Annotated in this window: 21 protein-coding genes and 2 tRNA genes; 4 read left to right on the top strand and 19 right to left on the bottom strand. The window is 67.1% G+C overall.

Annotation, left to right across the window (positions count from 1 at the left end):
* Positions 1–15: 15 nt before the first annotated feature.
* Positions 16–1,731, top strand: coding sequence for a Stk1 family PASTA domain-containing Ser/Thr kinase (gene pknB / locus ACOPJ3_RS01715; protein ID WP_427870102.1), 1,716 nt, complete (start codon positions 16–18; stop codon positions 1,729–1,731).
* A 61-nt stretch (positions 1,732–1,792) separates the two neighbouring features.
* Here the strand turns inward: pknB and ACOPJ3_RS01710 are convergent, their stop codons facing one another.
* From ACOPJ3_RS01710 to ACOPJ3_RS01700, 3 genes are read right to left on the bottom strand one after another with little or no spacing between them, the layout of a single operon-like run.
* Positions 1,793–2,428: an anthranilate synthase component II gene (locus tag ACOPJ3_RS01710; protein WP_427870100.1), complete on the bottom strand. Its 636-nt coding sequence runs from the start codon at positions 2,426–2,428 to the stop codon at positions 1,793–1,795.
* Positions 2,428–2,583: a hypothetical protein gene (locus ACOPJ3_RS01705; RefSeq protein WP_427870099.1), complete on the bottom strand. Its 156-nt coding sequence runs from the start codon at positions 2,581–2,583 to the stop codon at positions 2,428–2,430. The genes ACOPJ3_RS01710 and ACOPJ3_RS01705 overlap by 1 nt, the downstream gene beginning before the upstream one ends.
* Complete coding sequence (locus tag ACOPJ3_RS01700; protein ID WP_427870098.1) at positions 2,583–3,356, bottom strand: class E sortase; 774 nt, start codon at positions 3,354–3,356, stop codon at positions 2,583–2,585. The genes ACOPJ3_RS01705 and ACOPJ3_RS01700 overlap by 1 nt, the downstream gene beginning before the upstream one ends.
* A 59-nt stretch (positions 3,357–3,415) precedes the next feature.
* On the opposite strand from ACOPJ3_RS01700, the gene ACOPJ3_RS01695 reads away from it, so the two are divergent.
* Positions 3,416–3,691 (top strand): cell division protein CrgA, encoded by a 276-nt coding sequence (locus ACOPJ3_RS01695; protein ID WP_427870097.1) that lies wholly within the window; start codon positions 3,416–3,418, stop codon positions 3,689–3,691.
* Between the two features lie 141 nt (positions 3,692–3,832).
* Here ACOPJ3_RS01695 and ACOPJ3_RS01690 read toward each other — a convergent pair whose 3' ends face one another.
* On the bottom strand, positions 3,833–4,765 hold the full coding sequence (locus tag ACOPJ3_RS01690; RefSeq protein WP_427870096.1) for a rhomboid family intramembrane serine protease: 933 nt from the start codon (positions 4,763–4,765) through the stop codon (positions 3,833–3,835).
* A 6-nt stretch (positions 4,766–4,771) separates the two neighbouring features.
* Entirely contained in the window at positions 4,772–5,281 is a 510-nt protein-coding gene (locus tag ACOPJ3_RS01685) for a peptidylprolyl isomerase (RefSeq protein ID WP_427870095.1), read from the bottom strand.
* A 187-nt stretch (positions 5,282–5,468) separates the two neighbouring features.
* Here ACOPJ3_RS01685 and ACOPJ3_RS01680 point away from each other — a divergent pair, with 187 nt between their 5' ends.
* Positions 5,469–5,966: a DNA/RNA helicase gene (locus ACOPJ3_RS01680; RefSeq protein WP_427870094.1), complete on the top strand. Its 498-nt coding sequence runs from the start codon at positions 5,469–5,471 to the stop codon at positions 5,964–5,966.
* Between the two features lie 78 nt (positions 5,967–6,044).
* On the opposite strand, the gene ACOPJ3_RS01675 is transcribed toward ACOPJ3_RS01680, so the two are convergent.
* The 14 genes from ACOPJ3_RS01675 to dnaA all read right to left on the bottom strand — a co-directional run bounded on the left by ACOPJ3_RS01675 (position 6,045) and on the right by dnaA (position 20,988).
* Entirely contained in the window at positions 6,045–6,551 is a 507-nt protein-coding gene (locus tag ACOPJ3_RS01675) for an NUDIX hydrolase (RefSeq protein ID WP_427870093.1), read from the bottom strand.
* A gap of 17 nt (positions 6,552–6,568) precedes the next feature.
* Entirely contained in the window at positions 6,569–7,594 is a 1,026-nt protein-coding gene (locus ACOPJ3_RS01670) for an alpha/beta hydrolase (RefSeq protein WP_427870092.1), read from the bottom strand.
* A gap of 20 nt (positions 7,595–7,614) precedes the next feature.
* A complete protein-coding gene (locus ACOPJ3_RS01665; RefSeq protein WP_427870091.1) occupies positions 7,615–8,451 on the bottom strand; it encodes a hypothetical protein in 837 nt (278 codons plus the stop codon).
* Between the two features lie 34 nt (positions 8,452–8,485).
* On the bottom strand, positions 8,486–9,205 hold the full coding sequence (locus ACOPJ3_RS01660; RefSeq protein WP_427870090.1) for a response regulator transcription factor: 720 nt from the start codon (positions 9,203–9,205) through the stop codon (positions 8,486–8,488).
* Complete coding sequence (locus ACOPJ3_RS01655; protein WP_427870089.1) at positions 9,193–10,503, bottom strand: histidine kinase; 1,311 nt, start codon at positions 10,501–10,503, stop codon at positions 9,193–9,195. The genes ACOPJ3_RS01660 and ACOPJ3_RS01655 overlap by 13 nt, the downstream gene beginning before the upstream one ends.
* A gap of 176 nt (positions 10,504–10,679) precedes the next feature.
* Positions 10,680–10,755 (bottom strand) — tRNA-Ala (locus tag ACOPJ3_RS01650).
* A gap of 28 nt (positions 10,756–10,783) precedes the next feature.
* Positions 10,784–10,857 (bottom strand) — tRNA-Ile (locus ACOPJ3_RS01645).
* 223 nt (positions 10,858–11,080) lie between these two features.
* The gene (locus tag ACOPJ3_RS01640; protein WP_427870088.1) at positions 11,081–11,488 is read right to left on the bottom strand and encodes a DUF3566 domain-containing protein; all 408 of its coding nucleotides are present in this window, start codon (positions 11,486–11,488) and stop codon (positions 11,081–11,083) included.
* Positions 11,481–13,976 carry a DNA gyrase subunit A gene (gyrA, locus tag ACOPJ3_RS01635; RefSeq protein WP_427871251.1) on the bottom strand — a complete coding sequence of 832 codons (2,496 nt, stop codon included), beginning with the start codon at positions 13,974–13,976 and terminating at the stop codon, positions 11,481–11,483. Before gyrA ends, ACOPJ3_RS01640 begins: the two co-directional genes overlap by 8 nt.
* 73 nt (positions 13,977–14,049) lie before the next feature.
* Positions 14,050–16,044, bottom strand: coding sequence for a DNA topoisomerase (ATP-hydrolyzing) subunit B (gene gyrB, locus ACOPJ3_RS01630; protein WP_427870087.1), 1,995 nt, complete (start codon positions 16,042–16,044; stop codon positions 14,050–14,052).
* A 205-nt stretch (positions 16,045–16,249) separates the two neighbouring features.
* On the bottom strand, positions 16,250–16,738 hold the full coding sequence (locus tag ACOPJ3_RS01625) for a DUF721 domain-containing protein (RefSeq protein ID WP_427870086.1): 489 nt from the start codon (positions 16,736–16,738) through the stop codon (positions 16,250–16,252).
* A complete protein-coding gene (recF, locus tag ACOPJ3_RS01620; RefSeq protein ID WP_427870085.1) occupies positions 16,735–18,003 on the bottom strand; it encodes a DNA replication/repair protein RecF in 1,269 nt (422 codons plus the stop codon). The genes ACOPJ3_RS01625 and recF overlap by 4 nt, the downstream gene beginning before the upstream one ends.
* 8 nt (positions 18,004–18,011) lie before the next feature.
* Complete coding sequence (dnaN, locus tag ACOPJ3_RS01615) at positions 18,012–19,154, bottom strand: DNA polymerase III subunit beta (RefSeq protein WP_427870084.1); 1,143 nt, start codon at positions 19,152–19,154, stop codon at positions 18,012–18,014.
* A gap of 415 nt (positions 19,155–19,569) precedes the next feature.
* On the bottom strand, positions 19,570–20,988 hold the full coding sequence (dnaA, locus tag ACOPJ3_RS01610; RefSeq protein WP_427871250.1) for a chromosomal replication initiator protein DnaA: 1,419 nt from the start codon (positions 20,986–20,988) through the stop codon (positions 19,570–19,572).
* Positions 20,989–21,392: 404 nt separating this feature from the next.
* Here dnaA and rpmH point away from each other — a divergent pair, with 404 nt between their 5' ends.
* Positions 21,393–21,530, top strand: coding sequence for a 50S ribosomal protein L34 (gene rpmH, locus ACOPJ3_RS01605; RefSeq protein WP_208236312.1), 138 nt, complete (start codon positions 21,393–21,395; stop codon positions 21,528–21,530).
* Positions 21,531–21,575: the final 45 nt, after the last annotated feature.

Here is a 21,575-nt window from a genome sequence, read left to right as displayed (position 1 = left end):
GACTGAAAGGCACCGATGAGCAAGGAAGAGGTGGCGATGCCCGAAATGGCCGAAGACGGCGAGCAGCGGATCCTCGCCGGTCGCTACGCCATCGGGGATTTCATCGGCCAGGGCGGCATGGCGACCGTCTACCGTGGCACCGACACGAAGCTTGGGCGCCAGGTGGCGATCAAGATCATGAAGGCGGATCTCGCCGGTGACGAGCAGTTCCGCTCCCGCTTCCGGCAGGAGGCGCACTCGGCCTCGCGCATGGCGCACCCCACCGTCGTGCGGGTGTTCGACGCGGGCGATGACCTGATCCAGACGGCGGACGGCGCGAAGCGCCTGCCCTTCATCGTGATGGAATACGTGGAGGGCACAAACCTCCGGCAGCTCGTCGCGCAGGGGGGACTCTCGCAGGCCGAGGCCTGCCGCGTCGTCGACGCCGTGCTCACCGCGCTCGAGTATTCGCACCGGGCTGGCATCGTGCACCGCGACATCAAGCCGGCGAACATCATGATCACCTCCACCGGCCAGGTGAAGGTCATGGACTTCGGCATCGCACGGGCGGTCTCCGAGACCTCGTCGACCCTGCAGCAGACCACCGCGATCCTCGGCACGGCCGCGTACTTCTCGCCCGAGCAGGCGAAGGGCGAGTCGATCGACGCGCGCACCGACCTGTACTCGACGGGTGTGCTCCTCTACGAGCTCCTCACGGGTGACGTGCCCTTCCGCGGCGACACTGCGGTCGCGGTCGCCTACCAGCATGTCAGCGAGCGGCCGAAGCCGCCGAGCGAGCGCGCCCCCGAGGTCACGCCCGAACTCGACCGCGTCGTGCTCTACAGCCTCGCGAAGGACCGGGCCAAGCGCTTCCAGTCCGCCGCCGAGTTCCGCGACGCCCTCCGTGAGGCCGCCGAGGGCCGCATGCCGAAGCTCGCGGTGCAGCAGCAGGACACCGTGCTGTTCTCGGGCGGCGAGGAGGTCTCCGAGTCGGACCTCGCACTGCGCCAGCTCTCCGAGGGCGGCGGCGGCACACGCACTCAGTCGCGCCCGCCCGTCATGTGGACCTGGGCGGCGATCCTCACGATCGGCGCCGTCATCATCGCGGTCGTCTTCTGGCTCGTCACCCTCGCGCCGCAGAGCTTCTCGCCCAGCACCTCGCGGGAGGTCCCCGACCTCATCGATATGGAGCGGGGCGACGCGACCCAGGCGGTCAGAGACGCCGATCTCGTCGCGGTGTTCGTCGAGGAGACGAACGACAAGGTCGCGGCGGGGCACGTCATCTCGACGGATCCCGAGGCCGGCACCATGCTGAACGTGGGCGACGAGATCACGATCAGCGTGTCGTCCGGGCCGGAGTCGGCGGAGGTACCCGATTTCGCCCGCGCCAACATCGACGACTACACGGAAAAGATCCAGGATCTCGGCCTCACCGTGAGCCTCGTGAACACCACCGATGATCCCATCGAGCCGGAGGGCCGCGTGCTCGCGGTCACCCCGAAGCCGGGCACCAAGCTGGAGTCAGGTGAGGGCGTCGAGGTGCAGGTCTCGAGCGGTAAGGTCAACGTCCCCGACGTCACCAACCAGCCGCTCGACGTGGCCCGCTCCATGATCGAGAGCCTCGGCCTCGAGGTCGAGTACACGACGAATCCCGGCTGCCCGGCGCAGGACGGCTACCCCGTGGAGTGGCAGTCGATCGCGGGCAAGCAGCCGCAGGGCTCGAAGCTCGAGATCCGGTACTGCTCAGCCTGATCCGGCGCCGCGGCGCCTTCGGGAGCGGCGCCTTCGGGAGCGGCGACCACTTCGCGAGCAGCTACTTCGCGAGCAGCGGCGAGAGCGAGCGTGCGATCTCCGGCGCGTTCGCGAGCCCGACGACGCCGAGCCAGTTGCCGAGCTGCTGGTAGCCGCCCTCCGTGAGCACCGACTCCGGGTGGTACTGCACCCCGTAGATCGGCAACTCGCGGTGCTTCAACGCCATGACGATGCCGCTCGCGGTCTCGGCCGTGATCTCGAGCACCTCGGGCACGGTGTCGCGCACGACGGCAAGCGAGTGATACCTCGTCGCGTCGAACTCGGCGGCGACGTCGGCGAAGAACAGGTCGCCCCTGTGGCGCACGCGCGAGATCTTGCCGTGCATGAGCTCCTCGGCGTGGGTCACGGTGGCGCCGAGCGCCTCAGCGATCGCCTGGTGGCCGAGGCAGACGCCGAGCAGCGGCACCCCGGTGCGCAGGGCGATCCCGACCATCGAGATCGAGACGCCGGCGTCGGCGGGCGTGCCCGGGCCGGGCGAGATGAGCACGCCGTCGAACTCGGAGGCGAGCGCTTCAAGCTCGCCCGTGGCGACCTCGTCGTTCCGGATCACGCGGGTCTCCGCGCCGAGCTGCTGCAGGTAGCCGTTCAGCGTGTAGACGAAGCTGTCGTAGTTGTCGATTACCAGGATGCTCGTCATCAGTTCACCGTCACTTCTTCTCCGGGCAGCTGCAGGGCGACCCACGGGTAGACGTATTCGATCAGCACGTACACGAGCGCCGCAAGCACCACGAGCAGCACGATCACCCGGAACCAGGCCGGTCCGGGGAAGAATCTCCAGAGCAGTGAGAACATCAGCTCGCCTCTCCCTTCAGCGCCGGGTTGAGCTCGAGGAGCTCCTTCGGGATCCCCTCGCTGCGGGGCTGGAAGCCCTCGAACACCGAGTACGCGATCGCCCGCTCGTCGCTGCCCGCCCACTTGGGGTGGCACGTCGTGAACGTCATGATCTGGTCGACGCCGGGCTCGCCCTCGAGCCGCGGGAACGGGTTCAGCACGTCGGTCTCGCTCGGCAGCACGTACTCGATGTCGCGGAAGCGGTAGATGTACCAGCCGTCCTTCGTCTCGATGAAGAGCGGGTCGCCGACGCGGAGGTTCATGACCTCGCGGAACGAGTTGATGAGGGGCCCGGATCGGTGCCCCGCGAGCGCGAAGTTGCCGGGCTGGCCGGGCATCTGGGACGTCTCGTAGTGCCCGATGCCCTTCTCGTCGAGGTTCAGCACTGTCCACCAGTCGGTCGTCTCGCCGATGTTGTTCGCGTAGCTCGTGCCGAACGAGGGCGCGTAGAGCACGGCGAAGCTCTCGGCGGGCGCCGGCTTCGGCGGCACGGGGATCCCGTCGGTCTGCAGCGGGTTCGACGCCGCCTCCGCGTCCCACTTCTTCGAGAGCTCGGCCGAGATCTCGGTCTGCTTCGCGGTGACGGTGACGCCCGTGTGCCACGGCTGCCAGACGATGTACCCCAGCACGCCGAGACCGCCCAGGAGCAGGAGTTCTCCGATCACCGTGAGCGGGCTCAGGCGCGCTCGACGCCGCTTGGGGCGCTTGCCGTGCGTGCCTTCTTGCTCGATCACCCCACTATTCTAGGTGCGCTCACCGGGGAGACCCCTCTGTTCCGGGTAGACTCTGAGCCATGGCAGCAGCTGGAAAGAATGTAAGCAAGCGCAAGTCGGCCGAGCTCGACCGCGAGCGGGCCGAATCCGCGTCGGTCCGCAAGCAGGCGCCGAACCCGGTGTGGTTCAAGCCGGTCATGTTCGGTTTCATGCTTCTCGGACTCGTCTGGATCGTGCTCTACTACGTCACGAGCACGAACCTGCAGCTCCCGATCCCCATGCTCGGCCAGGCGAATATCTTCGTCGGCTTCGGCCTGGTGCTCGTCGGCTTCCTCATGACCCCGTGGTGGAAGTAGCCCCGAGACTCATCCGCTCCTCCAGCTAAATCACACCGGTGTAATTCTCCCCAGCTGGGGAGAAGCCTGTGGATAACTCGAAGGCCCCCGGCAATCGCCGGGGGCCTTCGCTGTGAGCCGGGGTTCCGGAGCCGCGTTTGCCTAGCCCGTGACGGCCGCGAGATTCGGCGTCGCCACGAAGAAGCCGCACGCGAGGGCAACGAGCACGACGCCGATCACGACGAGCAGGATGATCCGGCGCGTCTTGAAGCGCGGGCCGCGGGTCGCGAGCAGCGCCCACATGGTGACCGCGCCGACGACCATGCCGCCGAGGTGCGCCTGCCACGAGATCGCGGCGCCCGGGATCAGCCCGATCCCGAAGTTGATCGCGATGAGCACGGCGAGCGAGGTGACGTTTACGCGCGCGGCACGGAACGCCACGAGCGTCGCCGTCAGCACGCCGAAGATCGCGCCAGAGGCGCCCACCGTCGCGCCGAGCATCGACGAGGGCTCCGCGAAGGTCCAGTACATGACGCCGAGCGAGCCGCCGATCCCCGCGAACACGTAGAGCGTGAGGAACGCGAAGCGCCCGATCATCTGCTCGAGGTTGCGGCCGAAGAGCCACAGCGCGTACATGTTGAAGAGGATGTGGAAGATGAAGCCCGTCGAGTGCGTGAACATGGCCGTCACCATGCGCCAGGGCTCAAACTCGAACGGCAGCGAGTACAGCGGCGCGTACCAAAGCGCGCGCGTCACCCCGTCGGCGGCGAAATAGTGGCTCGCCATCTGACCCAGGAAGACGAGGACGCACAGCGCCATGATCCCGTACGTGACGGGGGCGTCGAGCGCCGCGATCCGGCGCCCGGTGACCTGGGAGGAGCGGGCGATGCGGCGGCTCGCGCCCGGCTGCGTCTGCTTCGTGCAATCGGGGCACAGCACGCCGACGGCCGACACGTTCTGGCAGTCCGCGCAGATCGTGCGGCCGCAGCGCTGGCAGAGCGTGAAGCTGTGCACGCCGGGGTGGCGGTAGCAGACGTCCTCGGGGCCGTACTCGGCGCGCTCTCCGAACGCCGGGCCCGAGCCGCTCGTCGACACCGTCGGCTAGGCCGCGGCGATGTCGACGCCGCTGATCACGACGTCCTCGACGGGGCGATCCATGGCGCCGGTCTGCACGGCGGAGATGGCGTCGACGACGGCCTTCGACTCGTCGTCGGCGACCTCGCCGAAGATCGAGTGCTTGCCGTTCAGCCAGTCCGGGGCCGTCGTGGTGATGAAGAACTGTGAGCCGTTCGTGCCAGCGAGGCGGCCCGTCATGTCGGGGCGCTTGCCCGCGTTCGCCATGGCGAGCTGGTAGGGCTTGTCGAAGACGAGCTCGGGGTGGATCTCGTCGTCGAAGACGTAGCCGGGGCCGCCGGTGCCAGTGCCCGTGGGGTCGCCGCCCTGGATCATGAAGTTCGGAATGATGCGGTGGAAGATGACGCCGTCGTAGAAGCCCTTCTCCGCGAGGTCGACGAAGTTCTTGACCGTCTTCGGTGCCTGATCGCCGAACAGGTTGATGACGATGTCGCCGTGGTTCGTGTGAATGGTCGCTACTGCGCTGTGATTGGTCATGACCCCAGTCTAGGCGGGGCTGGCCGCCCGATTCCCTGACCATCTCGCCGGTTTCGCCACGGGAGAACCCAGAGAATCCCCGGTGACCGCTAGGGAAACCGCGCGACGGGGCACAGGTTCGGTGTAGCGTGGAGGGAAGAGCGAACCAGCGCAGGGCATCGCCTCGCGCAGCCAGTAGGAGGACCGTATGAAACTCTCACGCAAGCGCCGTCGCGAACTCCGCCGTCTGCGCAACGACGCACAAGAGCTGCTCGACCAGCAGCGCGTCGTTCTCGGACACGCGGGCGACGTGATCCAGAGCGCCGGAAAGCAGGCGAAGCGCCTGAGCGACGAGCACCTCGCTCCTCGCGTCGAGGAGTCGCTCGACAACATCCGCCCGGTCGTCGACCGCGGTGTCCACTCGGCCCGCAAGGCCGCGGACAACGTGCGCCGCTTCACGGCGCCGTTCGTCGCGAGCGCCCTCGCCCGCACGATCCGCGCGCTCGACGAGCTCGACAACCACGACGCGGCCAAGCAGGTGCGCGGCTTCGGTGAGCGCGCCGGCTACCTGAAGAAAGATCGCAAGGGCACCGTCGGCGGCGTCATTGCGATCAGCCTCGGTGTCGTCGCGGCCGCGGGCGTCGGCTACGCGCTGTGGCAGGCCTTCCGCACGGACGACGAACTCTGGGTCGCCCCCGAGAACTAGTCACTGCGATGCGTGAGGGGCGCTGGATCCGGATCGGGATCCCGCGCCCCTCACGTGTTCTCGGCCCTCGGCGCAGTCTCAGTCCTGCTTGCGCGGCCTGTTCGACTTGCCGCGTGAGCCGGACTTCTGCCCACCGGACTTCTGCCCGCCGCGCTCCTGGCCGCGGCGCTGGATGCCCGCCATCCGCAGGCCGGTCTGCACGAGCGAGAGCGTGCGGAGCGAGCGGATGTCGCGGAGCAGCACCCAGCGCGCCTCATCCGAGGAGCCGTCGATCTCGTGCTGGAGCGGCCCGTCCTTCACGCTCGCGCGGTAGACGATGCGGATCGTGTGCAGCTCCGGATCGATGCCGTCCGGCACCTCCTCGCGCACCATGACCCGCGAGTCGACGCCGAGCAGCTTGCCGACGCGGGCTTCGAGGCCGGTCTCCTCCATAACCTCGCGGACGACCGCGTCGCGCGGGTCCTCGCCCGCCTCGAGGCCGCCCCCGGGGAGTGTCCAGCCGTGCAGGTGGCCACGGCGCCAGTGGGTGAGCAGGATCTTGCCCCGCCGCTCCACTACCGCGTAGGCGGCCACTCTCAGATCCATGACTCGAGCCTACTCCGTCAGGCTGCGCGCTCCTGCGCCCGCCAGGCGATGAGCAGGCTCTCCAGACGCTCGTAGGCGAGCGCCCGCGGGGCTTCGGCCGACAGGAACACGTCGTGCAGCGCCCCGTCGATCCGTTCGACCGTGACGCTCGGGCCGAGCTTCAGTGCCGCCTTCGCCACCTCGTCAACGTCGAGCACGGTGTCGGCGCGCGTGAGTTCCTCACTCCAGCGACCCGGGAATGCCGAGCGGGCCGACAGCAGCACGCCGACGGGGATCCCGATGGCGAGCCCCCGGCTCACGGCGGCGTGGCCGTCGAGGATGGCGCGGAACCAGCCGCTCAGCACGGCGTGCGTGCGATCCGGGCGCCACACCTGGTTCACGGCCTCGAGGTCCTCCTTCGGGCCCACCTCCCGCTGGGCGCGCGCGTAGTAGCCGTAGTCGAGCTGGGGTCCGACCTCCCGGGGATTGAGGCGCACACTGAGGTTCACGATGGGGGCGATGAGCTGCCGCCCGGCGGCCGAGACCTGCAATTCGAGCCACGGACTATTGAGCAGGAGAGCACTCCCCTGACCGGGATTCCGGTCGGCCCAGAGGCTCAGGATCAGGCCGCCCGTCGAATGGCCGAAAAGCAGGAGGTCGCGCTCCTCGCCGTCGCGGCTCGCCGTGATCTCGTCGATCGCGAGCCCGATCTCGGCGTCGTAGTCGGAGAGTCTGTCGATGTAGCCGGCGGTCTGGCCCTCGCGGAGGCTTCTGCCGTACTTGCGCAGGTCGAGCGCGAAGAAGCGGGCGCCGCGCTCCGTGAAGAAGCGGGCGAGCGTCTTCTGGAAGAAGTAGTCGGACCAGCCGTGGATGTAAAGTACGTCGACGCTCTCGAGCAGGCGCTCGCGCCCCCGGATCCGATCAAGGATCCGCGTGACGGTGCCGCGCTCGGCGGGGAGGGAACGCACGAGGGTCGCGACGAGCGGGCCCTCGGAGTCCGCGCCGAGGTCGAGATCCACGCACTCGAAGCCCGCCCCCAACACGTCCTGACGCCAACCCACCATGCGGCAATTCTATGGCGGGCTCAATCCGCTGGCGAAAGGGTCACGTTGCCCGCCGACATTTCCACGTTGATCAGGCGATTCGATCCGGGATCGGTGCGCAGCCGGTGGTCGAGCGAGCCGGCGGAGCGCTCCTCGGTGAGGCGGTACGTCTCGTCCGGAACCGTGAGCCCCAGTCTCCCCGCGCTGAGGCCAATCTCGAGCTGCTCGGGGGCGGCACCCGCGAGCTCGAACTCCGCGGTGCCGGCGGAGAGCTCGAAGCTCGCCTTCCGCACCTCGCGCGCCGTGCCGTCGAGACGGCCGGCGCTCATCTCGACCTCGAGCTTCGTGGCGTCGATGTCGAGATTGGCGTGGCCCGCGCTGACATCGAGGTCGACCTCACCCCAGCTGCCGTCAAGATCGAGGCTTCCGGCTGAGAGCCGCGCGTCAGCTTCGATCCCGCGCGCCTCGAGCTCCTGAGGGAGCGTGAGCACCACGGTCGTGCGCCCGAGGTCGCACCAGAAGAGGCAGCCCCCGAAGAAGCCACCCGAGCGGGTCACCCTGAGCTCGCTCTCGTCCCGCGTGAGTTCCCAGAAGTCGGCTCCCCCGCCCTCGACCTCAAGCCTCGCCTCGTCGACGGATCCGAAACGCACCGAGACGTCGGCCGATGAGGCCTCAATCTCGACGCCCGTGACGCCCGCGGCGTCGACCCGCTGCAGCGTCGATTCCGGTGCCGACCCGGCCCGCAGGGAGCCGGCCGCGCCGAAGGCCGCGCTCGTGCCCACGGCGGCAAGGGCGACTCCGCCGATGATCGCGGTCGTGATCAGGATCGGGGTCGTCGCGCCGTTCGCGCGGGCGGTCCTGCGCTGATCTGCAGACATGTTAATTCTCCTTTGTGAAAGCTGTTGCGGCCGGTCAGGCGCCGGATCCTGCGGTGGATCCCGCGCCGGATCCCTGGCCGGGGTATGCCGGAGGCGCCTGGACGGCCCCCGTGCTCGTGAGGTACGCGATCGCCGCCATGACGCGGCGGTTTCCGGCGTCGTCCGCCGCGAGCCCGAGCTTCTGGAAGATCGCGGTGATGTGCTTCTCGACGCTCGCCTCGGAGAGGAAGAGCAGCTGGGCGATTGCCTGATTGGAGCGCCCCTCGGCGATGGCGGCGAGCACGGTGCGCTCGCGCTCGGTGAGCCGACGGAGCCGGTCGTCGCGGCCGCGCCGCGAGAGGAGCTGCGCGACGACCTCGGGGTCGAGGATCGTGTCGCCACCCGCGATCCGCTCGACACTGTCGACGAACTCGGCAACGTCGGCGACGCGGTCCTTCAGGAGGTAGCCGAGCGGACCGCCGTGCGCGGCGATGAGCTCGGCGGCGTAGCGCTCCTCCACGTACTGCGAGAGCACCAGGATCGGGAGATCCGGGCTCCCCTGCCGCAGCCGGAGCGCCGCGCGGATGCCCTCGTCGGTGAAGCTCGGCGGGAGCCGCACGTCGAGGATGCAGAGCTCGGGCTCCGTGTCGGCGACCGCCTCGACGATCCCCTCGGCGTCGCGGAGCGCAGCGACCACGGTGTGCCCGCTGTGCTCGAGCAGCCGCACGAGCCCCTCGCGGAGCAGGACGGAATCCTCGCAGATCAGGATGCGCACGGGACGCTCACCTCCAGTGACGTCGGGCCCCCGACGGGGCTCGTGAGTGTCGCGGTGCCGCCGGCGGCGAGCACCCGGTTCGTGATGCCGTCGAGGCCGCCACCGCGCACGATGCGGGCGCCGCCGATGCCGTTGTCCTCGATCCAGGCCCACAGTTCGTGCTCGCGCTCGCGCACGATGACGCGGCACTCGCTCGCCCGCGAGTGCTTCGCAGCGTTCGTGAGCGACTCGGCGATCGCGAAGTACAGCGCGGCCTCGGCATCGCGGCTGCAGCGGGTCGGCTGCCGCACGTCGAGCACGACGGGCACGTGCGAGCGGGCGGCGAGGGCCGAGAGCGCGGCGTCGAGCCCGCGGTCGTCGAGCACGGAGGCGTGGATCCCGCGCGCCAGCTGCCGCAGCTCGGTGATCGCGGCCTTCGTCGACGTGTGCGCCTCCTCGATGAGCTCCTTCGCCTGCTCGGGATCCGTGTCGATGCGCTGCTTCGCGATCCCGAGCGTCATTCCGATCGACACGAGCCGCGGCTGAACCCCGTCGTGCAGGTCCCTCTCGATGCGGCTGCGCTCGACGTCCGCCGCGCGCACCGCGCCGGCGCGCTCCTGCGCCGTGCGGGCGACCTGGCGCTCAAGCTGCTCCTCCCGGATCTTCGCGCCGATGATCGAGATCGAGATGACCCGGGCGAGGAGCGCGACGCCGACGATCAAGGCGATCGCGATCAGCCCGAGCAGGGGCCCGAAGATCCCGGATCGGACTGAGAGCCCGGAGATCGTCCACCTGGCGGATCCGAACGCCGACACGGCGCCGAACACGGTGGCCTGCGCGAGCATGAGCACCACCCAGCCCAGCAGGGACATGATCAGGAAGTTCGCGACCGCCCGCCACATCCGCCCGTCGATCGTCTGCCGCCCGAGCGCCCGCAGGTACCCGCCGAAGCTCCGCGTCTGCATCCGCCGCAACGCGAGCGGCGGCACGTCCAGGCGATACAGCCCGGCGACGCGCTGCACCTCGAACCAGCCCAGCCCGAACAGGCCGTACACGAGCCCCACCAGGATGACGAGGCCGATCCCGAGCACCGGGATGAGCCCGATCCCCGTGCCGATGAGCCCCGAGTACACGGTCAGCACCGCGGTGCCGAAGATCCCGACGGCCGCGAGCTGCAGGATCGTGAGCATGATGCGCAGCGGCGGGCGCTGGGCGGGCTGCGCCCCCTGGGCGGGCGTCGGTGAGGGCGGCTCAGGCGCCGGGCTCGGGACCGGCGGCGTGAGAGCTTGCGGCTGTTGCGCCGCGACACTGGTTTCCATGACCTCTACGCTAGGCCGCCTCGCCCCCGCGCGACACGGAGGGATCCGGAGGATGGGGTTCGGGGTTTCCCTACTTTTTTCTTGCGGGTCTCGCCCTTGCGTTGCCGGCAGCATTGCCGGGAGACGAAGAAAGCCCCCGACTTCGCGATATTTCGCGGGAGTTGGGGGCTTCTAGATGGTGGATCCTGGGAGAATCGAACTCCCGACATCCTGCTTGCAAAGCAGGCACTCTACCAACTGAGTTAAGGACCCTCGAACCACCAGTGTAGCTGTGGTTCGGTGGGGCTACCAGGACTTGAACCTGGGACCTCTTCATTATCAGTGAAGCGCTCTAACCGCCTGAGCTATAGCCCCTTGACCAAGCAATGACTCTACCCGATCCCCCCGAGATTCTGAAATCGAGGATCCATTTCGGGCGTGCCGCCGCCCCTCCCCCGCCCAAAGAGTTGACCCAAAGTGACGCCTAATCGGGATTATGCGTCACTTTGGGTCAACTCAGGCTCGGAAGCGGCGGAAAAGGCGGAAAAGGCGGACGCGGCGGAAGCGGCGCAAGCAGCCAAAGCCGCCGCCCCCACCCCTAGTTGCTGGTGAAGCCGAGCTGGAAGCCGCCGAGCACGCGCACAAGCAGGTTGTAGACGAGCGCGCCCACGGCGCCGAGCGCCGTGCCCACGATCGTGTTCAGGATCCCGACCACGACCGAGAAGCCGAGCACCTGCGGGAAGCCGATGATCTTCATGAGGCTGTTCTCTTCGCCGACGATGTCCATGAAGAGCGCGTCGACCTGGCCGAAGACTCCGGTCTGCGTGAGGACGGTGTAGATGAGGATCGTGGAGACGATGCCGACGACCGCGAGGCAGATGGAGACCAGGAAGGAGAACTTCACCGCTGACCAGAAGTCGATGTAGACGAGCTTCAGGCGAACCTGCTTGGCCGGGGCCTTCTTGCGGGTCTTCTTGGCCAGCTTGTCAGCGACAGTGTTACTCATTCAGGTCTTCCCCGTTCTCAGCGTTCTCGGGCTCACGGGCCTCGGACTCTTCGTCATCGAGCCCGCGCTCCGAATTTCGCGCGATGCCAATAATACGGTCACCCTCTGGGAATCTTGCAAAAACGACCCCCATGGTGTTCCTGCCCTTGGCGGGAACCTCGGCAACGCTCGAGCGTACAACCTTACCGCTTGCGAGGACCGCGAGCACCTCGTCGCCCTCATCCACGATGAGTGCGCCCACCAGATCGCCGCGGTTCTCGTCGAGCTTTGCGACCTTGATCCCGTATCCGCCGCGCTGCTGCACGCGGTACTCGCCGACCGCTGTGCGCTTCGCGTAGCCGCCCTCCGTGACGACGAAGACGAAGCCCTCGTCGGCGCCGATGCGCGACGCCGAGAGGAGCGTGTCGCCCTCGCGGAAGTTCATTCCGCGGACGCCACTCGTCGACCGGCCCATCGGGCGAAGTGCCTGATCAGATGCCTTAAAGCGGACCGACATTCCGTGTCTCGAGACGAGCAGGACGTCGTCGTCGGCCTCCGCGATCAGCGCCGAGACGAGCTCGTCGCCCTCGCGCAGCTTGATCGCGATGATGCCGCCCGTGCGGTTCGTGTCGTACTCCGTGAGCGCCGTCTTCTTGACGAGGCCGTCGCGGGTCGCGAGCACGAGATAGCCGGCCGCCGCGAAGTCACGGATGTCGAGGATCTGCGTGACCGTCTCGTCGGGCGCGAGCGCGAGCAGGTTCGCGAGGTGCTGGCCCTTCGAGTCGCGACCACCCTCGGGAATCTCGTACGTCTTCGCGCGGTAGACGCGGCCCGTGTTCGTGAAGAACAGCAGCCAGTGGTGCGTTGTCGTCACGAAGAAGTGCTCGACGATGTCGTCGGCGCGCAGCTGCGCGCCCTTCACGCCCTTGCCGCCGCGGTGTTGCGAGCGGTAGTTGTCGATCCTGGTGCGCTTGACGTATCCGCCGCGCGTCACCGTGACGACCATCTCCTCCTCGGGGATCAGGTCCTCCATCGACATGTCTCCGTCGAAGCCGTGCAGGATGTTCGTGCGGCGGTCGTCGCCGAACTTGTCGACGAGCTCGGTGAGCTCGGTCACGACGATCCCACGCTGCTCGCTCGGCGAGGCCAGGATCCCCTGGTACTCGGCAATCTGCGCCTCGAGCTTCGCCGCGAGATCCAGAATCTTCTGTCGCTCGAGGGCGGCGAGACGGCGCAGCTGCAGACCCAGGATCGCGTCGGCCTGGATCTGGTCGACGTCGAGGAGCTTCATGAGGCCCTCGCGAGCCTCCTCGACCGTGGGCGAGCGCCGGATCAGTGCGATGACCTCGTCGAGCGCGTCGAGCGCCTTGAGGTAGCCGCGCTGGATGTGCGCCTCCGCCTCGGCCTTCTTCAGCCGGTACTCGGTCCGGCGGACGATGACCTCGATCTGGAACTTCGCCCACGCCGTGATGAAGCCGTCGAGCGCGAGGGTGCGCGGCACGCCGTCGACGATCGCGAGCATGTTCGCGCCGAAGTTCTCCTGCAGCTGCGTGTGCTTGTAGAGATTGTTCAGCACGACCTTCGCGATCGCGTCGCGCTTCAGCACGATGACGAGGCGCTGGCCCGTGCGGCCGCTCGTCTCGTCGCGGATGTCGGCGATCCCCTGGACCTTGTTCTCCTTGACGAGATCCGCGATCTTCACCGCGAGGTTGTCCGGGTTCACCTGGTACGGGAGCTCCGTCACGACGAGGCAGGTGCGGCCCTGGATCTCCTCGATGCTCACGACCGCGCGCATCGTGATCGAGCCGCGGCCCGTGCGATACGCCTCGCGGATCCCCTTCGTGCCGAGGATCTGCGCGCCGGTCGGGAAGTCGGGCCCCTTCACGCGCTCCATGAGCGCGTCGAGCAGCTCCTCGCGGCTCGCCTCGGGGTGCTCGAGGTGCCAGATGGCCGCCTCGGAGACCTCGCGCAGGTTGTGCGGCGGGATGTTCGTCGCCATGCCGACGGCGATGCCGACGGAGCCGTTGACGAGCAGGTTCGGGAAGCGCGCGGTGAGGACCGTGGGCTCCTTTGTGCGGCCGTCGTAGTTGTCCTCGAAGTCGACCGTGTCCTCGTCGATGTCCCGGACCATCTCCATCGCGAGCTGCGACATCTTGGTCTCGGTGTATCGGTGGGCGGCCGCGCCGTCGTTACCCGGGGAGCCGAAGTTGCCCTGGCCGAGCGCGAGCGGGTATCGCATCGCCCACGGCTGCACGAGGCGCACGAGGGAGTCGTACACCGCGCTGTCGCCGTGGGGGTGGAACTGGCCCATGACGTCGCCGATGACGCGCGTGCACTTCGAGAACGCCTTGTCGGGGCGGTATCCCCCGTCGTACATCGTGTAGATGACCCGTCGGTGCACGGGCTTCAGCCCGTCGCGCACGTCCGGGAGCGCGCGGCCGACGATGACGCTCATCGCGTAGTCCAGGTAGGACCGCTGCATCTCGACCTGGAGGTCGACCTGGCTGATCTTGCCGTGGTGGAACTCCGGGAACTCGCCGGGCTGCGCCGCGGCCTCCGGCTCGGTCTCGGGGGTCTGGTTCTCAGATGTCAAGGAAACGCACGTCCTTCGCGTTCTGCTGGATGAATGTGCGGCGAGCCTCTACGTCCTCGCCCATGAGTGTCGCGAACACCTCGTCCGCGATCGCCGCGTCCTCCATGGTGACCTGGAGGAGGGTCCGCGTCTGCGGGTTCATCGTGGTCTCCCACAGCTCCTCGTGGTTCATCTCGCCGAGGCCCTTGTAGCGCTGGACGCCGCTCTCCTTGGCGAGGCGTCGCCCGGATTCGAGGCCGGCCGCGAGCACCGAGTCACGCTCGGCGTCGCTGTAGACGTATTCGTCGTCCGCGTTCGTCCACTTGATCCGGTAGAGGGGCGGCTGCGCGAGATACACGTAGCCGAGATCGATGAGCGGGCGCATGTAGCGGAAGAGCAGCGTGAGAAGCAGCGTCGTAATGTGCTGGCCGTCGACGTCCGCGTCGGCCATGAGCACAATCTTGTGGTACCTGGCCTTCTCGGGGTCGAACTCCTCACCGATGCCCGCGCCGAACGCGGTGATCATCGCCTGGACCTCGGCGTTGTTGAGGGCACGATCGAGACGCGCCTTCTCCACGTTCAGGATCTTGCCGCGCAGCGGCAGGATCGCCTGAGTGTGGGGATCCCGGCCGGTCTTCGCGGAGCCGCCTGCCGAGTCGCCCTCCACGATGAAGATCTCGGAGATCGTCGGATCCTTGCTCGTGCAGTCCGAGAGCTTGCCGGGCATGCCGCCCGACTCGAGGAGGCCCTTGCGCCGGGCGGTCTCGCGCGCCTTGCGGGCGGCGAGGCGCGCGGTTGCCGCTTGGATCGACTTCCGGACAATCTCCTTCGCGGACGAGGGGTTGCGCTCGAGCCAGTCGCCCAGCTGATCGCCGACGACCTTCTGCACGAACGCCTTCGCCTCGGTGTTACCGAGCTTGGTCTTCGTCTGGCCCTCGAACTGGGGCTCCCCCAGCTTGACCGAGATGACCGCAGTCAGGCCCTCGCGCACGTCGTCGCCCGAGAGGTTGTCGTCCTTCTCGCGCAGCAGGTTTTTCTCGCGCGCGTAACGGTTCACGAGCGTGGTGAGCGCCGCGCGGAAGCCCTCCTCGTGCGTGCCGCCCTCGTGCGTGTTGATCGTGTTCGCGTAGGTGTGGACGCTCTCCGTGTAGGCCGTCGTCCACTGCATCGCGATCTCGACCGAGATTTTGCGCTCCGTGTCCTCGGACTCGAAGGAGATGATCTCCTCGTTGACGAGATCGGCGCGTTTCGCGGCGTTCAGGTGCTGAACGTAGTCCTCGATGCCCTTCTCGTACAGGAAGGTGTCGCTCGGCGCCGCGGGCGTCACGAGCTCCCCCTCCTCGTTCTCGACGGGCTCCTGGGGACGCTCGTCAGTGAGGACGATCTTGAGTCCCTTGTTCAGGAACGCCATTTGCTGGAATCGCGTCCGAAGCGTCGGATAGTCGAACTCGACCGTCTCGAAGATCTCGGGGCTCGGCCAGAATGTGATGGTGGTTCCGGTCTCGTCGGTGGGCTCCCCCTGCGCGAGCGGCGCGTCGGGGACGCTCCCCGTGAACGACATGTTCCACGTGAAACCTTGACGCTTCACGGAGACCTCGAAACGGCTCGAAAGCGCGTTGACGACGGACGAGCCGACGCCGTGCAGACCGCCGGACACGGCGTATCCGCCGCCGCCGAACTTGCCGCCCGCGTGCAGGACCGTGAGCACGACCTCAACCGTCGACCGACCCTCCGTGGGGTGGGGATCGACCGGAATTCCTCGCCCGTTATCCACCACGCGGACGCCGCCATCTGGAAGAATGGTGATGTCGATGGTGTCGCAGTACCCCGCAAGGGCCTCGTCAACCGAGTTGTCAACGATCTCGTAGACCAGGTGATGGAGTCCACGAGGACCCGTCGATCCGATGTACATGCCAGGACGCTTGCGAACCGCTTCGAGGCCCTCGAGCACCTGGATGGCTCCGGCGCCGTAGTCTTCCGCGGCCGAAGCCTGTTCTGCACTCATGCCTTGATTGATCCTTTTCTGGCCCTTCAGGGCACGATCGGTACCCCGGACGTTTCCGGACTCCAGCTTATCAATAAACGGCCACTGAATCGGCTGTTACGGGCCTGTGGCGGCTGTTTTTCAGGCGGGATCACCCCCAACATCGGCATATCGTCGCGAAACCGGCCCTCCGGAGGGCTTTCCGCAGGCACGAGTCGGCTCGAAGCTATCCGTATGTGTCGCGCGGCCCGCGCCCGGGGACCGTCCGGGGCCCGTGCCGCCAGCTCGGCGCGCCGGGCGCAAGAAAGCGAAGATCGCGCACCTCGCACTCCGGATACTCGCTGAGAAGCCGGGTGAGCATCTCGGCCCTGAGCCGGCGTAGCTCAGTGGCCCAGGTGGTCGAGTCGCACTGGATCTGCAACACCCCGTTGCTGATCCCAACGACTGTCGTGCGCTCGGCCGTCGCCTCCCCAGCGAAGACCGGCCACTCCGCGATCACTCGGGCCTGCTCGAGCTCGACGCTCCACCCCATGTCGCTCGCCATTGCCGACAGGACGTCGCCGAGCATCCGCGGGTCGCGGCCGGAGCCGAACGGCTTGCCGCCGGGAGAGTCATCGTCGGCGCGGCGACGCCGGCGCACCGGCCGCCCGCGCCAGACCGACTTGGCCCTGAGGTAGGCCTCCGTGGCGAATCCCGGCTCTCCGCGGCCGATCATTGCTCAGAATCCTTCGTGGAGAGCGATTCTCCGGGGGCCGGATCCGTGTCAGCCGGCGACTTCGGCTCGGGAGTGCCGGAGGTTTGCTCCCCCGCAGGAAGAATCTCCCCCGCGCGAATCTGCACGCGGTTCCAGTCCCACTCCCTCGGCACGTCGGCCTCGACGGCGGCGGTCACGATGACCTGCTCAAACTCAGAAACGGCAGACATGAGCCGACCTCTCCGCCCCGAATCCAACTCAGCGAAGACATCGTCGAGAATAATCACCGGATCCCCGGCCGGCGACTCCTCGCGCAGCAGTGTGGCGAGCGCCATCTTCATCGAGAGCGCAAACGACCAGGATTCCCCGTGGCTCGCGTACCCCTTGACCGGAAGATCGTTCAGCGTCAGGAGCAGGTCATCCCGGTGCGGGCCGAGGAGCGTGACGCCGCGATCAATCTCCTTTAATCGCACCGCGGAAAGGGCGTCGCGAAACTCCTGTGCAAGGGTTTCACGTGAAACATCGGCCAGCTCGACGTTCGACTGCGAACCCTCAGCGCGTGTTTCACGTGAAACACCGCGCTCCTTCAGCGTATCGACGACTGACTCGGACAGGTGAAGCGCCGGCCCGTGATCGCCGTCCACGAGCGCGCGGTACCCCGCACTCAGCGGATCCCCGAGATCCCGCACCAGTTCGCGCCGGGCGAGCATGATCTGCGAGCCGAACTCAACGAGCTGATCGTCCCAGATTCCGAGGGTCGCCTCGACCGTCCGCGCGCTCCCCCGCCCGGACTTCAGCAAAGAATTCCGCTGCCGCACGACCCGCTCGTAGTCACCCAGCACGCCCGCGGCAATCGGGTGGCGTGAGACGAGCGCGTCATCGAGAAATCTACGACGGCCGGAAGGCTCCCCACGAACGATCGTAAGGTCCTCCGGGACGAAGGCGACAGCCGAGAACCAGCGGGTCACTTCCCTCGCCCGAACCGTGTTGCGGTTGACCTGCGCCCGATTCGCCCCCTCGCGGTTGATCTGAAGCTCGAGCAGCACGTCCCGACCCGCCGCCTCGAGCTTCATCCGCGCGATCGCCGCACCCGCGCCCGCGCGGATGAGCGGCGTATCGCTGCTCGTGCGGTGCGAGCGAAGCGTCGCAAAGTAGGCGATCGCCTCGACAAGGTTCGTCTTGCCTTGCCCGTTCGGACCGAGGATCAGGTTCGCGCCCGCACGCAGTTCGAGCTCGGCCGTGCGGTAGTTCCGGAAGTCTCCGAGTGAGAGATGCGCGACACGCATCCCGCCACCTAGCGCAGGAGCAGGTTCGGCTGCAGGAGGTAGCGGAAGCTCTCCTCGTCGGCCTCGTCCTTGCTGCGCTGGCTCGTGATCATCACGGGACCCGGCTTGCCCGGATTGTCCGTGCGGGTGAAGGCGATCCGAGCGAACTCGGAGTGCGTCGAGCGAAGCCCGTCGAGCAGGAACTGCGGCTTGAGCGACACGACCATCTCGTCACCGACCAGGTGAGCGTCGACCGTCTCGACGGCCTGCGCCGACTCGGTCCCTGCGGCGTCGAGCGTCACGGTCCCCTCCGCGAAGGAGAACTTCAGCGCCGCCTCGCGCTCGAGCACGAGGCCGACGCGGCCAACGGCCTCGACCAGCTCGGAGGTGTTCACGACCGAGTAGTTGTCCACGGTCTCGGGGAACAGCCGGCCGACCGGCGGGTAGTTGCCCTTGATGAGGAGCGAGGTGACGGTCTTCGTGCCCCCGGTGAAGGCGATGAGCTCACGCTCCGAGTCCTTGATGATCGACACCTGGACCGTGCCGTCGTTGGCGAAGGTCTTGCCGACCTCGGTCACGATCTTTGACGGGACCAGGGCAGAAAGGTTGTCCTGACCGCTCTGGTTCTCCCAATCGATGCCCCGGGTCGCGACGCGATAGCGGTCGGTGGCGGTCAGCGTGAGCGAGTTTTCGCTGATCTCGAACTGCACGCCCGTGATGACGGGGGTGACGTCGTCTTTCGACGCCGCGAGCGACACCTGGGCCACCGCGTCCGAGAACTCGTCGGCCGGAACCGAGCCCGACACCGTTTCGACGCGTGGGATCTGCGGGTATTCCTCCACCGGCATGGCCGGCAGGCTGAACGACGCACTGCCGCAGCGCACCTCGACACGGCTCTCAAGGAGCGAGACCTCGACGTCGGAGTGCGGAAGACGGGATGCGATCTCGCCGAGCAGTCGGCCGGACACGAGCGCGCGGCCGGCCTCGGATACGGAGGCGGTGATCGACGTGCGGGCCGACACCTCGTAGTCGAACGAGGAAACGGTGAGCGAATCGCCCTCGGCCTCGATGAGCGCGCCGCTCAGCAGCGGCTGGGTCGGGCGCTGCGGAAGCAGCTTCACTGCAAACGATACGGCTTCACTGAACACGTCACGATTGACGGTGAATCGCATTTGGCTTCCTTCCAGTGCGCACGTACGCAAAATTCTTGCCACTTCACGCGGCCTCACAATCTTTGCACACTCGGCGGGAGGAGGCATCCGTGTCGCAGAGTTCCGCCGATTCATGACGCCGCCCGACGACGATCCAGCCGAGCCGCATCGCGTGATTGAGTGCCCGAACAAATACTGGAGAAGTGTTAACAGTGTTAACGGCTGTGGATACTGTGGATAACTCCGACAAAGCGTGTCGTGGCAAGGGAACTACAAACTTGTGAGTTGTTGGCGGGCGGTGGATGACTCGACTCCCGCGGAATAACGCGGATCCGGGTCCGAGGGCCGCAATCCACAAGCGCCGCGAAACCCTCCACAGAATCGCCCGAGTTCTCCCCAGCTATCCACAGGTCTGTGCATAACTGTGGAAAACTCGTCAGCGGGAGCCCTGTTTGATCCGCGTGGTGAGCTCCGTCACCTGGTTGTAAATCGAGCGCCGTTCGGCGATGAGCTGCGAAATCTTCTTGTGGGCATACATGACCGTGGTGTGGTCGCGTCCGCCGAAGAGTTGCCCGATCTTCGGGAGCGAGAGCGGGGTGAGCTCACGGCAGAGGTACATCGCGATCTGACGGGCCGTCGCGATCTGCTGCGCGCGTGTCGGGCCGTACAGATCGTCGACCGAGAGGTCGAAGTACTCGGCCGTGTGACTGATGATGTCCGAGGGCTGCACCTCGTTATCGGCGTCGAGCGTGATGAGATCCTTCAGCACCGTGTGCACGAGGTTCATATCGATCCGCTGCTGATTGAGGCTCGCGTATGCCGTGACGCGGATGAGCGTGCCCTCGAGCTCGCGAATGTTCGAGGTGAACTTACTCGCGATGAACTCAAGAATCGAGTCGTCAATCACCAGGTGCTCGCGCTGCGCCTTCTTGCGCAGGATCGCGATCCGGGTCTCCAGGTCGGGTACCTGAATGTCGGTGAGGAGTCCCCACTCGAAGCGGGAGAGCATCCGCTCCTCGAAGCCGCGCAGCTGCTTCGGCTGTACGTCGCTCGTGATCACGACCTGCTTGTTGTGATCGTGGAGGGTGTTGAAGGTGTGGAAGAAGGCCTCCTGCGTCTCAACCTTGTCCTCGAGGAACTGGATGTCGTCGACGAGCAGAATGTCCACGCTGCGGTAGCGCGCGTGGAAGGCGGCGCCCTGGTTGTTCGCGATGGAGTTGATGAAGTCGTTCGTGAAGTCCTCGGAACTCACATAGCGGACGCGCACCTCGGGGAAAAGCTCCCGGGCGTAGTGTCCGATCGCGTGGAGGAGGTGCGTCTTGCCGAGGCCCGAGTCGCCGTAGATGAAGAGCGGGTTGTAGGCGCGGGCCGGTGCCTCGGCCACCGCGACCGCCGCTGCGTGGGCGAAGCGGTTCGACTGCCCGATCACGAAGCTGTCGAAGCGGTACTTCTCGTTGAGCCGGCTGTCGAGCACCTCGTCGGCGCCGTGTCTGCTGCGCGGCTCGTCGACCGGCCGAGCCGTCGACTCGTGGTGACGGCCGGGTTGCGCGGCAGCGAATCCGCCAGAGGAGGGAGCGGCGGCAAACGAATCCACCGGACCTGTGGACTCGACTTCCGGCTCCGGATCGAGCGTCGGCAGCGCATCCTCGTCGACGATCACGACGAAATTGTCGATCTCCTGGGCCTCTGGGATCTGGGCGATCGCGGCCATAATGGCGGGGCGCAAGCGGTTTTCGAGCAGCTTCAGCGTGAACTCGAGTTGCACCGCGAGGTACAGCGTGCCCGCTGCGATACCGCGCGGCACCGCCAGGGCGAGCTGGGCTCCGACCGCGGGACCGACCGCGGGATCGCCCATTACCGCCTGGGTCACGCGGGCCCAGACTTTCTGTACTTCGTCCTCAGTCACGCGGAATCGACTCGATCTCAGTAGAGGGTGGATAACTTTCCCCACAGGCTTATCCACAGACTAGTCGAAGAAAAACCCCGAGAACATGCGGATCACGCGCGGTGTGAGAACATATGCGCCAACGCTAGTCACAGATTTGTCCACAGGCAAGTTCGATGGGTGCCCGAAGTGAATCTGCGTAGCGCTCGGTGTCGAGACTCGGAGAATCGCGCCGTTGCTTTGACGAGACACCGATTTGGGCGTAAAGTAAATACCTTGTATGGGCGGCAGCCTGCTGCAGCCCTGCCCAGATCCGACTTCCTCGTCGGCCGCGAGCCCCGGGGATATGTTCCATAAGTCACGGAGTCTTCATCATGAGCAAGCGCACTTTCCAGCCCAACAACCGCCGCCGCGCCAAGGTGCACGGCTTCCGCGCCCGCATGCGCACCCGCGCCGGCCGCGCAATCGTTTCGGCTCGTCGCGGCAAGGGCCGCGCGAAGCTCACCGCGTAAACCCCGACCGCCCCGGCCAACATGCCTGCGAAACGGCATCGCGTC

The sequence above is a fragment of the Leucobacter luti genome (genome assembly GCF_050310065.1).
GTDB classification, from domain to species: domain Bacteria; phylum Actinomycetota; class Actinomycetes; order Actinomycetales; family Microbacteriaceae; genus Leucobacter; species Leucobacter luti_B.
This window is presented reverse-complemented; position numbering and strand designations above follow the sequence as displayed.